The organism is Shimia sp. R11_0, from assembly GCF_017744035.1.
GTDB lineage: Bacteria > Pseudomonadota > Alphaproteobacteria > Rhodobacterales > Rhodobacteraceae > Shimia > Shimia marina.
Window position 1 is genome coordinate 1 of record NZ_JAGHQY010000012.1, and the last position, 13,034, is coordinate 13,034.

Consider the following 13,034-nt stretch of genomic DNA (forward strand, 5'->3'; position numbering starts at 1 on the left):
CAACGTCGGTATCACAGCAGTATCCCGGCAGTATCACAGCAGCAGAACAATCAACCCAAGCAACCATGCGAACGCACAAAACAAATTCACGCAACAGAAAAGGGGGGCGAATGGGCAGAATCAAAAACGTGAATACAGTTCCGTTCCGAAGCTTGTCACACAAACATCATGCCACCGATCTTCCGTCAGTCCGCAGCTCCCTCCATGGAATGATACGCAACTGAATCTGCCGGCGCCTGCCCTCGTGAGGATAGACCATAGTCACGAGACACCTGCGCAACACGCAAACGGTAGTCATGAAATATCTTTGAACGGCCTTCACATTGCACAGAGCGGTGATGTTCCAGCTGACGCCACCGGGCGATGGCCTGCTCGTCGCGCCAGAAAAGTCCACCGGATAGTCGAGCCAAGCGTGAAGGGTTTTGGTTACAAAGCGCATGATTTGGATCCTTTCAGTCAGAATGGTCAGAGCGCTACTCTGCTTGTGACCCAAATCTATGCGGGCTTTTTCGGACGTGGAATTTCAGATGCCCCGCAAAACACGCTCAAACGTCCAGAAATCCAATCATCTTGAGAGGCCGCCGTTAGACTCCTCCCTGCCGAAAGGCAGCGGGAGATACGCCCATCTCTTTCTTGAAAACCCGGCTAAAAGCAGATTCCGACGCATAACCGGAGACTTCTGCGGCTTCGGCCACAGAAAGCCCGCGAGAAGACAGAGCCTCGCGCGCAATTTGCATGCGCCAAGATTTGACATAAGCCATGGGCGTGACCTCCAACCGGTCGACAAACCGTTCTGCAAAACTCGTACGCGACAACCCTGCCTCCCGCGCCATGCGCGCAACACTCCAATCCTGCGTGGGAGCGCGATGAAATGCGGCAAGCGCGCGCGCCAGATAAGGGTCTGCAAACCCAGACAGACCATGAGATACGTCTCCTGTCTGTTCAATATATGCGCGAATAGCCTGCGCAAAAATGGCCTCCGACATTTTCAGGGCAATCAGATCCCCACCAAGGCGGGTGCCGCCAGCTTCGGCACCAATCACCTTTAGGGTGGCATCCAGCCAAGTGCCGGCCTCTTCTCCATATCCTCGCAGATGGATGTAAGGAGGCAGGCGATCAAACAGCAGATGCCGCGCCCCTTCGGCAAACGCAAAATGTCCACAGATCAACTGTGTGTCGCGCGGGCTTTCTGCCCCGCCCCAAACCAATGTACCATGACCGGGAAACCCGGATTGGGACAAGACATCATCCAGCGGCAGCGCCTCGTCAAATCCGGTGTGCCGGCAGGACAGCACATGCGCAGACCCATGCGGGATCACAATCAGATCCCCCTGCCCCAACACAACCGGCTCCGCAACGCCAGCAACCCGCACCAATGCCTCCCCGCGGTGGGCAAAATGAAACCGCGCCACATTGAGAAAGGACGGTACACGCACACCCCACGGCTCCGTGAAAGACGTCCGAAAGTACAGCGTGCCCTGAAAAGACAGGCGGGTGAGAATATCGCTCAGCAGATCCAACATGGCTTCAGGCTATCCGCAGGCATGACTTGGAGTCCACTACTTCGGACGATCTGACAAGTTATACGGATGAATCCGCATTAACGCACCGTCGGTTCTCTCATTTACTGACATCGCCATCAGGCAAGCGCCCTTCACCTCAATCGGCGCACAGTCATTTGGTGGCAGATTTACCCTCTGATGGTCAGAGGCAACCTATGGAAAGGACTTTGACAATGAACCGAATGATCCCACTTGCCGCCGCCGCCCTCACTGCTTTGCTAAGCATGAGCCCGGCGATGGCCGCAGATGAAACCAATGTCGTGCCCGGTCTGACAGCGGCCGGCGCGCCACTTGGATTGCATGGCGCCGATCCGGTGGCACTTCTGGATGCGGGCCAAAACATCGAAGGCACTGCGGCACAGACAGCCGTTCATGACGGTGTGGCGTATTACTTTGCCAGTGATGAAAACCGGCAAACCTTTGAAGCCAACCCGGCGCGCTATATTGTGCAGAACGGGGGCTTTTGCACTTTTGGTGTCTCCGTCGGCAAAAAGTTTGACGGGGATCCGAGTTATGCGGCCGTTGTGGAAGACAAGCTCTATGTCTTCCTGAACGAAGACATCTTCAATGCATTCCAGAAGGATAAAGCCGGCACCATCGCAAAGGCGGCACAGACCTGGAAAGAGATCGAGCATACTGCGGCGGCGGATCTGTAACGGAGGCAAGCCACCATCTCAGAGGCGCGCCGCTCTGCGCGGAGCGCCTTTCCTGCGACGGCCCTTCCCGCCTGATGGCTGTCTCAGCTCATATGCAATACAGGCAAAGCGAGACAGATCATCGGGGGCGATCAATGCTCAAGCGCCAAGAGTTGTGCGTTGGAACGACTTAACCGAAGCGCCAGATTCTGGGCGACCAAACGGTGGAACTGCGCGGCGATCTCCGGATCTGTGTGCGCCAGCTCATCAATCTCTGCACTGCGCAAACAGATTAACTCCGAAGCGCTTTCTGCAATGATGGCGGCCGAGCGAGGCTGTTTGGTATAGTAGGCCATCTCACCCACCGCGGCCCCCGGAAGAATGGTCGCAAGCACCACGGCATCCGCTTGCGCCCTTGAGGAAACGACACTCAACCGCCCCGACACAAGCAGATAGACATCTCGCGATTGCGAGGTTTCCGACATGACTGTCTCACCGGGATGAAACCGCTGTGTGTGCGTGCGCCGCGCCACCTCAGGTAATTTGAAGAAAAGCGCGATATCGGTATCTGCGCTTTTGTCCGAATTTGTGGCGGCGGCTTCGCGTAGAACGATATCTTCGATCTCGGCCAGAATGACATCAAGGGAGCGACATTTGTCAGCGGTAGAGCCAGTGTGCCTCTGGGGATCGAGACCGGACAGAAGCAGAGTGACACCGGCTTGGTCACAGTCTTCCTGTATGCGGTCAAGGATATGGCGCGCGGAGACGTCAAAGCCTGTCACGTTTTTGAAATCCAGCACGATCCATCGCAGAGCGTTGCCACCCGCATGCAAGGTTTTCACGCGGGCGCGCAGGGCCTGAGAGGTGACAAAAAAGATGAAATTGTTCAGCTCGAGTATTTTTGTCGTCCCTCTGGCGCGTTCCAGCGTCATGAGCTCGGAACTTGGCCTTTCCACCCGCGAGCGCCGCATGGAGAGGTCACGCTCGGCTCTTACAATGCTCAGGCGGCTATATTCAAAAATGAAAATAGCTGCGCAGAGAAGGAGGCCCAAGGCGATCGCCGACAAGAAGCCAAAGGCGAGCGCGCTGAACGGAATGGCAAGGACAATCGCGTAGTCCATACGCCCCAGTCTCTTACGCTCAACCCACAGCCAGCAATAGAGCAGATCCAAACCGAGATAGGCGATCACCGATGCAAAAAACGCGATTGGCAGCGCGTTTAGCAACGCCCCACCGAACAAAAACAGCAGCGCGCAGCCCCCCGCCGCGCTGATCCCCGCCAAAGCTCCCTGCAAGCCGAGGCGATTGGCTAGCATGGTTTGCCCCACAAAATGATAGCCCGGAATTCCGCCGACGACACCGGACAGGATATTGGCCAGCCCTGCACCGCGCGCTTCCTGATTGAGGTCAAAATCACGATTAAGTTCCAACTCAAGACCTGAGGCGTTGAGCGTCATGCCAATCAATGCAGAAAGCGCCACCGTTAAAATCAAAGGCGCGTTGGCCAGAATGACGCCCCAATCCGCCTGAAACACCAGCGCAGGCTCAACCGAGCCGTAGAACCCACCAGATTGGAACGGCCCGAGCAACAGGCCGGCCGCTCTCAGCGTATGTAGATCATGGCCCTGCGTCGCGTAAAACCCATAGAGCCCCACCAGTGTCAGCGTCAGCATCACCGGCAGGACAAACGATCTGGAAACAACCCGCGTGGTAACGCAGATAACAACAGCAAACACAAAAGCAACCAGCCAGCGCTGTGCGTTCTCTGACAGCAGAAACTCGACAGGGTGCCCACTATAGGCATCCCCCAGCGTGAGTTCGAGACCACCCCGCAACAGAAATAGGCCGGTTGTCGCCAAAAAGCCCGCCAAGACAGGATATGGGAAGAAGCGTGTCACATGCGCGAGCCTGAGCTTGCCCATGATGACACCCATAACCCCTGTGGTGATAGACGTGATGGCAATCAAACAGGCGATTGTCGCGTAAAGCGCATCAGGTGCAACGGAGCTTTCCGCCATAATGGCCGCAGCCCCGCTGGCCAGTAAAATCGCCGGCACATCCTGCGGTCCCAGAATGGAGCCTCTAAAAGACAGCGAAACTGCACCCACCAAGCCGATTGTCACAGTCCCCAGGAGGGCAAGGCCAATCCCCTGCGTGAGGAAAACTGCGAGATCGCCCCGATACACAATGGTTGCGAAAGAAATAGAAAACGCTGCTGCAACGAGTGCTGTGAAAAACACACTGATGCAGAGCTGCACTGGAGAAGTCAAAGTATCATGCTCCTAGTTTTGCGCCACCGGAGCCAGACACTCCCAACCATCTTCATTGCCCTCTTGGCTCAACGAAAAACCCAGCTGCAAGATGGCATGCTGAAGCATCAATACTGATTGGGCGCCCTTAAGAATGCTAAGTATTTGGCATTCTCAGGCAGGGAGATGGTTTTTCGCAGAAGCTGCATTTTTCATAGGCGCGCAGCTCTTCCGACACTTTGACCAATTCTCGCCCTCTACCTAGCCCCCTAGCCTAGTAGGAGATAGTAAAATCCGTAGTAGGCCAAGAACAGGCAGTTCAGCATGAGAATATAGAGGCCGGTCATGAAATACGCTTCGGTCCAAAGGGTTTTGGAGGGCAGCAGCAAGAAGTACCGCGCCGACGTTGGCCCCCGCACAGCCAACACCACCAGCACAGCAATAATGATTGCGTGCCCGACAGCATCGATCAGCCCGAACATGTAAATGGCCAGCATAAACACCGAGTTCAGAAACAGCGCCAACATACGCGACGCAACAGAGGCGGATGACAGCAGGATGAATGCAAGGTTGAATTCCACAAATCCAGCCAGCGTCATGTAAAATCCCGGCTCCATCCCCATCAAGAGAAAGGGCTGATCGTGCAACAAAGGATACGTCCATTGCGGGTAGGCGAACTTCTCGATGGCACCCCACCCTATCGTCAGACCTGTGCTGGCAAATAAGGTGACATATCGAATGCGTGTCCAGCGATCACTTTGAAGCGGCAAAAGGATCAGAAAGACGGCCAGCCCCAAAAAGAACATGTAGTCGATCAGATGATAGATGCCGTAATAGTGGATCGAAATGGCATATAGCGCCAGAATTCCAAAGCCCGCGATGGGGGTGGTGACGCGCCAGAACACGGCCAGAACCATCGCAAGTTGCGCCCATTTCACGTAGGGCAGATCGGTGTGAAGCTCGGGCGTCAGGAAGAGCGCCTGATTTTGCAACCCATAGAAAAACAGCATCACAAAAAGAAAGGCCGTCGCGCCCCGTATGATCCACGCGGCAGAGGCCTGAGAGACAACCAAGTCGCCCAGCAGCCCATCCAGAAATCTGTTTCGGTACCACAGCCGATCAATGAAAAAGAAAACGTATATACAAACAATGGAGAGCACATAGAGCGCCGCAAACTCCGGGTTCAGCACCTCGCCCATGTTTCTGGGGGCTTCTGAGAGATCGTAAGGATAGAACCACTTAATATGTGCCCCTGCGATTGTTGGAAAAAGCACAGAAACAAGTATCAGGCAAAAACGTAGCCCCATCAGATGCATTGCGAGTCCTCGGCGGAAGAATTCAAATTGACCCAGGCGCCCAACGGGCTGGGATGTGCTCTAGGCTGTACGCGCTGCGCGTAGACAAGAAAGCTAAGGACTTATCAATCTCAGGAGAATGTCGGAAAAATTGTTCACCCACTTGGGGTTTGCAGCAGGCGCATCATCACGCGCACACAGGCAAAGCCGATTTGAAAGACGATGCCAAAGGCGGCCACGCCGATTGCGTAGATCAGCATCTGATCGCCAAAAGACGCATGGGTTTCGGCCACGCGCAGGACAACGGCAACACCTTCATTCACACCGATGGCCACACCGGCACTGGATGACATCACAAGAACGGTAAAGGCGCGTACAAGATTGGGCAGAAACAGTAGGGCGGCTGAACGGGAACCATGCCGCAACCCTTCTAGCGCGGCTTTGCCATTGTCGACGATATAAGAGGCCGCATAGGGCACCAGCGACAGTGCCACAATCCACTCAGGAGACAGCACCCTCTCAACCCCAAACACCTGAAACTGACGCGGCACTGTGTTCAGAAGAAAGAACATCACCACAAAAGTGGGCGCGGCGCGCATCAGACCAATCAGAGGGGTCACCAAACGCGGGCGGGTGGAGGCCGCGAGCAACAGCAGAACACCCAACACCAGACCAAGGATCAAGGCCAGGGTCGAAATCTGGAAATTGACCAGCATTCCGCCCAGCAACTCTGTCAGATAGCCTGAGGCCATCACTTCGGTCAGAGTGGTCATGGCCGTTTCTCCTGAGTTTGTGAAACCACATGTTTGCGTATCGCCTCGCAGGCCCAGACCACGCAGAAGACCACAGCGACATAAAACACCAGAACCAGAGAGTAGGTCGTCGCCCGGCCCGCCGCGAAAGATGTGATGTCCGTGAGGGCGCTCAAAAGCTCAGGGGCGCCGGTGAAGCTCGCAACCGGTGTTCCCTTTGCTGCGTTGACCAGAAACGACAGAAGTTGAGACAGTGAACGCACGACTGCCGCCCGATAAAGAGACAGGCTAAACCCTGTGCCATGATGCCCGTCTTGGCGCAGGCTGTCAGCGGCCTCGCCGATGGCCTGACCTGCGTTACATCCATTCATCAATCCCAGCGCCACAATCGCCGATCCAAGCGCCACAGTGGCAGAATAGGTGAAGATCGCGCTGGCGGCGGCGGCGGCAACCACCAGCGTCAGTATCACGGGTGAGGACTGTAAGATCGTCACCATGCACCAACTCAGAAAACGCGCCAAACGATTTGGGAGCGCCGCAAGAAAGCCGATCCCCAAGGCAAAAAACAGTGTGGCCAGAAGCGCGCCGATGACAAGCACAATGGAATTCACAATGCCCGCTACAAAGAGGTCAAACGCGGGCTGGCTGGAAAGCATCGGCAAGGCCGGTGCAACGCCAAAACAGGTTCTCATCCAGTCTTGAGCCGCCTCGACCTTATCCGCAAAGGCCGTGGGCGGAGGGGTTGCATCAAGCGCAGGCAGAATACAGGTGGCGTCATCAAGCGCCGCAACCGTTAAACAGGTAGGACTTTTCCAGAGCGCATGCTGTTCCTCCAGAAACTGCGTGAAAATCCCATGTTTGCGCGCGAGATCCAGAAACTCTCCATCGCGGTGCATAATCTGGCTGATCAGTTGTAGTACCCGCGCCAGATCATCGGTGCCACTCTGTGCCACCGCCATGCCCCAAGGCACCGGGTCAAACCCGAATTTTGGTTCAAACCGTACCCCAAAGGATGGCTCTGCCAGATATGAGGCCAGGAAACTGTCATCATGCGCAACAAGGCTGCAGACCTTTTCATCCAGCGCCTTGGGCAGGCGCCCGGCGTCTTCAAACAGCATCAGCCGAAGGCCCTGTGAAACCAGATGAGAGTTTGCATAGTTCCCGATGGTGGTACAGATTCGCCTGCCTGCGAGATCCGCCATCGCCGATACATCGATCTCACGTGGTCCGACCACGATGGTTTCAGAGCGATAATAATGCGGACGGATAAAACGCGCCTGACTGTCGCGCCGCGTGTTGTGCCCCATCGTGGCAATCACAACATCGACGCTGTCTTCGGCCAGAGAGGAAATCCGGGTTGCGGCACGCACATGCACCCATTCCGGCTTCACACCGAGCCGCATGGCAATGGCACGCGCAACATCGGTGTCATAGCCAATCCGATCCGTGCGATCCGCGTTGCGCGTTGCAAACAGTGGATAGTGTCCGCGCACCCCGGTGCGCATTTGACCAGAACATAAAATTCGGATCAGGCGATCCGCCTCTTGGTCCTCGCAGGCTGCGGGAAGCTGTGCTCTTGCACCGTTGAGCAACGATTGGAGGGCTGTGTCTGGCGTTTCGGCACCCGCAGGTGCGGCCCAACTCCAAGCCATCCCGCATACGGCCATGGCGCAAAGGATCATACGGATCATGTATAGTCTCCGGGGGACGACGCATGCGCAAGGGAGAGGACAGCCACTTCACCGAAGGCATAACAGCCAAACCGATGTATGGAATGTCCGGTTTCACGCTTCAGGATATCAGGCGTCATCACGGCCAACTTTTCTTGCGGCAGCGGCACAAACAGGCTGTCTATCACACGCACAGACAACCCCAGCTTGGCAGCTTTGACCTTGGTGGTATCGAGGCCAATAAAGACATTATGTGCCACAAGCGCTCGCCCCCCTGACGCCAGATGCGGCGACAGATTGTCAAGGAAGCTGTCCAGTAGTTTGCGCCCATCTGCCCCCCCCGCGCTCCATGACGGCAACCGTCCATCAATCGCAGCAGGATTCATGGGAAAATGAGGAAGATTGGCTAACACCAGATCAAACCGGCGATTGCGCACCGGTGCAAACATCTCACCCTCGTGAATATCGCTGATCGCAGCATGGCCGTTGTGGTCCAGCAAACGGGTTGTTGCCGCAACGGCGTCTGCCTCAATATCCACACCAGTCAATTGCGCCGCCCCTGCCGCACCAGCGGCGGACAGCAGAACCCCACTGCCGCAGCCAACCTCCAGCACGCGGGCCCATTTGGCCTGCCTCTGATCCGCCAGCAGACATTGAATAAGCGCGGCCGTGTAGTCGCTGGGGCGAAAGCGATTTGAGATTTCTACGTTGTCCCGATCAAGCATGTCCGGCCTCATCAGTCTGGGTCGCATGGGGCGGTGTGTCCGCGTGATTTTGCAGGCGTTTGACATGCGCGCTTGCGACCGGATCATCCGGTCGTCTGGCCAGGACATCGCGATAGATCGACAACGCCATGCTGTGATCGCCAGCGACCATCGCATCAAAGGCCTGCCGCGTCAGCTTCGCGATCTCCAAAGTTTCCTCTGAGGGTTCAAAACCCGCACCCACTCCATGGGCGCCCAACAACTCATAAATCGTAACCAGCGCGCGGCGCCCTTTGACTTGCACCTCGTCGATGGGGCGCACGCAGAGCTGATCGCCTGCTTCGCGGAAGGTATCGTGGCTAATGCAAATGCCCGTTCCAAAGAGTTTGTTGCACCCTTCCAGACGGGCCGCGATGTTCACGCCATCCCCCAAGACGGTATAGCTCATACGTTCGCGTGACCCGACATTCCCCACCAAAACCACATCCGAATGGATGCCGACCCGCAAGCGCATCTCAGGCGCTTCGTTACTCCGCCATGTCTGATTGAGCTTTTCAAGATCCTGCTGAATGGCCAGCGCTGCGACACAGGCGTGGAACGCGTGATTGTCCAGCGGCGCGGGCGCCCCCCAGAAGGCCATCACCCCATCACCCACAAATTTGTCAATGGTGCCCTTTTCCCGATGCACCTGTTCGGTCACAACGCCGAGCAACGCGGAGACGCGTTCGAGCAGGTCTCTGGCAGCAATACGTTCCGCGAGTGTCGAGAACGCCTCGACATCGCAAAACAGGATTGTCAGGAAACGGCTTTGCCCTCCGAGCTCCAGCTTTTGGTCCGATTTAAGCAATTGTCGCACCAAAGCCACTGGGACAAACCGTGCAAAAGCCTGCACCGCCATGTCCAGCGTCTCAATTGCCTGTGAGAGAGCCGCAACTTCACGGACCCGAGATCGGACGACCGGAATATCCGCCGCGCTTTCCAGCGACTGGATACATGCCACTTTGCGCGCCAGACGTTGCAATGGCGAGGCCACAAGCCCGGCAACGATCGTTATGATCGTCAATTGAATTGCGATTGCCGCCAATCCGAGGGTCAGCATCTGACGGTTGCTCTTGTTAAACCCTGCCGTAAAATCGCTGAGCGGCGTGATCACCATCAGGCGCCATGGCTTGCCCAAATTCTCCTGAAAAGACGATAAGGCAACAATGTACTCCTGACCATCATAGGTAAAACTGACGGCCTCTTCTTGCTGGTTTCCATGGCGTTGACTGTATGCTGTCGAGACAACCCGATTTTCGACATCTGCGATATGGGACAGGGCGACCTGCTCATTATCGCGCCCGAAATGTGTCATCCTGTCTGATGCGGCAAGCACCAAGCCGCGCTCATCCAGCAAATAGCTCAAACTGTTAGAGCTGACCGGTTTGTCCGCGAGATACTGTGAAAAGCGATCAAGGGTCACATCAGCCGCCACCACACCGATGCGCTCTCCGTCGATCATGTAAGGCTCGGCGACGGTAAAACCGATCAGGCCAAACGCCCAGAACAGCTCTGGATCCGTAATCACCGCCTGCCCTGCATCTGCGGCCAAATTATACCAAGGCCGCCGACGTGGATCATATTGGCTAATTGCGGAGATTTCCCCAAGAACCTTCTGGTCTGCATCAAGGAAGATATATCGATCATGTGTTGGTGTCGCTTTGCCCGGCTCCACCAACCGATAGGCGTATTCGGCACCCTCAGGTGGCATACGCCCGTGGATTTCGGCACCGAGATCATCAATGCGCCGCGCTTGCCGAAAGGCCCCGTCTTCCGTGCCGACATAGGCATTCAACAGCGTTCCACTGTGGTTCAGCGTGGTAAAAAAGTAATTCAGGGCGCGGCTGTCGGTGAACACATCCGGCGCTTGCCGCCCCAGTTCCGCGGCTGTGGCAATCAGTGATTTCAGCGTCTCCAGTTCAGATTCCACCTCGCGGATCGTTTCATTCCTGAACCGTTCCACCATCTCAGTCGCATGAGCCCGCACAACACGGTCGCTGGATTGATAATTGATCTGAATGATGGCCACCAAAAACGGCACGGTTGTGAGAAAGAACACCGCAAGGATGGTGGCCTTGAGCGGAAACAAAAAGCGGCCCTGCTCGCCGATATTGGAGGCGGCGCCGGCGTGATCTTGGCTTATATGCTGCATGACAATCTGCCCTGGTCTGCGGTCACGTGCTGTTCCTCGCCGTCTGGTCTTCTTTGTTGTTTGGATGTCAGAAGGCCGCTTCCCCGCCACGGGCTAAACACACTCATAGCGTGATACCGGAATGCTGTGCGGCGATGGCATCGTCACCTATCCCATGGTGAAAGACAGACTTCATACGTTGGCTCATGACACTCAACAGATTGAGACCAGCTTCTGGGGAGGTCTTGATGTGCTCCAGCAAAGCCCTTTTGGGCAACACCATGACCCGCGTCATTGATGAGGCAAACACATCGGCCGTGCGCAAGTTGTCGGAAGAAAACAGCGCAAGCTCGCCAAACACGTCACCCTCAGACAGCGCGACCAGGGGCTGAGATGTGGCAGGATGCATCACAGCAACAGAACCATTGACGATCAAATATGCACAGTCGCCAACAGCGTCTTTTTGAATGATCTGCTCACCTTCCTCAAAAAGCATACACTCAAACGACTCAATCATGTTGTGGGTGATGTTCTGCCGTGCAAACTCTGCGTAGGTTTCGTGCATGTCTTCGACATTCAGCAGGTAGGGTAGAAAGCCCTCTTTCACGTTGGGCGCGGCCTGCAGATCTTCGGTCAACTGCTTGGCCCCGATACGCTGGAGCACCCCCCCAAGCATTGGATTGAGCGGCACACAGATGTAGTCGACCTGCTTGGCCAAAGCGAAGTAGCCGCACATCATCAGCAACCCATTTGCCACCATCGCGCTGCGGTGGGCTTTCGCCACGCAGAGCATGCCCACGCTCATAAACCGACTGTTTTGAGGTGCATGGGTGCGGAAATCGAAATAATCATCCGCCGGCATCCCAGCAGGGTTATCAAGCGTGACGCGCACGCTGCCAATCACCCGATCCGCATCGTCCAAGGCCACAAACAACCGTGAGGATGGGTAGGCATCATACTTGTCTAGTAAGTGCTGCTGTGCGCCCTCCGCATGAAGCAAACCTTCTTCCTGACAAAAGACCTGATGGCGCAGGCGAAACACCTGATCGATTTGCCGTTCGTCCTGTGCATGCTGAATACGAAAGGGCATGTGTCACTCCCTATGAAGTGGCGCGCAAGCAACCACAAACTCGCCAAGGTGAAAGGGGCCGCTGGGAAGGTGCGGCAAGTATTGGCCCCGCATGTCGCGGCCATCCAGAACCTGCGTGGCGCCATAGCCCTGAGACGCGAGAAACGCATGAATGTCCTCTTTCTCGATGGTCCACTTCAATGGCTCACCGAGGCGGTGCAGATACCGTTTCAACAGCCACGTGGCATTGGTGTTGGGGCTGCTGATTTCAGGCGCTGCGGTGAAAACAAACTGCAACTGTGCGGATGTCACTTCTGTGAGCGCAGCAAATAGGTTTTCAACATCCGCCGGGGCGAGATACATCAACACGCCTTCACAGATAAAACAGGTGCGCGCATCGGGATCAAATGCCGGGGTCTGCGCCAAAGTCTCCACAAGTGACGTGGTGGAGAGATCTACCGGATACAGATGCAGGTTGGCCGGCGCCTCAGAAGCAAACGCAAGACGTTTTTGCTGGGAAGTCGCCGGGTGATCCAGCTCGATACAGGTGAGCGACGGATGCGTGCCGCTCAGCTCATACATCAGCGTATCAAAGCCCGCGCCGATGCTCACCACCTGTTTGGCACCACCGGCAATGCTGGAGCGAACATACTCTTCGATTGCCAATTTTCGGGTTACATAATGGCGTGCAATCCCCGGCATCAGAAGGCGCTGAAGGAGCAATAGACCCGCCGAAAGCACCGGATTTTCCAACTGGCGCAACCGCCTGCGCCCTTCCCCAGAACTGTTCAGGATCGTCAGGCAGGCAGCCATCTTTTCTGGCGACACCAAGCTTTTGGTGGCTTGCTGTCTTCCGGTGTGGACCACACCTTGCAGCACCGTATAGGCGGTTTGACTCGCACGATTGTTTTTCATGCGTCACTCACTT

At 56.1% G+C, this 13,034-nt stretch carries 11 protein-coding genes; 2 read left to right on the forward strand and 9 right to left on the reverse strand.

Features of this window, described 5'->3' with window-relative positions; all coding sequences use genetic code 11:
- On the forward strand, window positions 1-574 hold a 574-nt coding region (locus J7382_RS18640), incomplete at its 5' end, for a hypothetical protein (protein ID WP_209070491.1).
- Window positions 575-584: 10 nt separating this feature from the next.
- On the opposite strand, the gene J7382_RS18645 is transcribed toward J7382_RS18640, so the two are convergent.
- On the reverse strand, window positions 585-1,523 hold the full coding sequence (locus tag J7382_RS18645; protein WP_209070492.1) for an AraC family transcriptional regulator: 939 nt from the start codon (window positions 1,521-1,523) through the stop codon (window positions 585-587).
- A gap of 212 nt (window positions 1,524-1,735) precedes the next feature.
- On the opposite strand from J7382_RS18645, the gene J7382_RS18650 reads away from it, so the two are divergent.
- Entirely contained in the window at window positions 1,736-2,218 is a 483-nt protein-coding gene (locus J7382_RS18650) for a YHS domain-containing (seleno)protein (RefSeq protein WP_209070493.1), read from the forward strand.
- 131 nt (window positions 2,219-2,349) lie between these two features.
- Here the strand turns inward: J7382_RS18650 and J7382_RS18655 are convergent, their stop codons facing one another.
- The 8 genes from J7382_RS18655 to J7382_RS18690 all read right to left on the reverse strand — a co-directional run bounded on the left by J7382_RS18655 (window position 2,350) and on the right by J7382_RS18690 (window position 13,021).
- Window positions 2,350-4,467 carry a SulP family inorganic anion transporter gene (locus J7382_RS18655; RefSeq protein ID WP_209070494.1) on the reverse strand — a complete coding sequence of 706 codons (2,118 nt, stop codon included), beginning with the start codon at window positions 4,465-4,467 and terminating at the stop codon, window positions 2,350-2,352.
- A gap of 248 nt (window positions 4,468-4,715) precedes the next feature.
- A complete protein-coding gene (locus tag J7382_RS18660) occupies window positions 4,716-5,720 on the reverse strand; it encodes a hypothetical protein (protein WP_209070495.1) in 1,005 nt (334 codons plus the stop codon).
- Window positions 5,721-5,896: 176 nt separating this feature from the next.
- The gene (locus tag J7382_RS18665) at window positions 5,897-6,514 is read right to left on the reverse strand and encodes a hypothetical protein (protein ID WP_209070496.1); all 618 of its coding nucleotides are present in this window, start codon (window positions 6,512-6,514) and stop codon (window positions 5,897-5,899) included.
- Window positions 6,511-8,184: a transporter substrate-binding domain-containing protein gene (locus tag J7382_RS18670; RefSeq protein WP_209070497.1), complete on the reverse strand. Its 1,674-nt coding sequence runs from the start codon at window positions 8,182-8,184 to the stop codon at window positions 6,511-6,513. The genes J7382_RS18665 and J7382_RS18670 overlap by 4 nt, the downstream gene beginning before the upstream one ends.
- The gene (locus J7382_RS18675; RefSeq protein ID WP_209070498.1) at window positions 8,181-8,888 is read right to left on the reverse strand and encodes a 50S ribosomal protein L11 methyltransferase; all 708 of its coding nucleotides are present in this window, start codon (window positions 8,886-8,888) and stop codon (window positions 8,181-8,183) included. The genes J7382_RS18670 and J7382_RS18675 overlap by 4 nt, the downstream gene beginning before the upstream one ends.
- Entirely contained in the window at window positions 8,881-11,058 is a 2,178-nt protein-coding gene (locus J7382_RS18680) for an adenylate/guanylate cyclase domain-containing protein (RefSeq protein WP_209070499.1), read from the reverse strand. Before J7382_RS18680 ends, J7382_RS18675 begins: the two co-directional genes overlap by 8 nt.
- Window positions 11,059-11,161: 103 nt before the next feature.
- Window positions 11,162-12,127, reverse strand: a complete 966-nt coding sequence (locus J7382_RS18685) for a cyclic nucleotide-binding domain-containing protein (RefSeq protein WP_209070500.1) — start codon at window positions 12,125-12,127, stop codon at window positions 11,162-11,164.
- 3 nt (window positions 12,128-12,130) lie between these two features.
- Complete coding sequence (locus tag J7382_RS18690) at window positions 12,131-13,021, reverse strand: class I SAM-dependent methyltransferase (protein WP_209070501.1); 891 nt, start codon at window positions 13,019-13,021, stop codon at window positions 12,131-12,133.
- Window positions 13,022-13,034 lie beyond the last annotated feature (13 nt).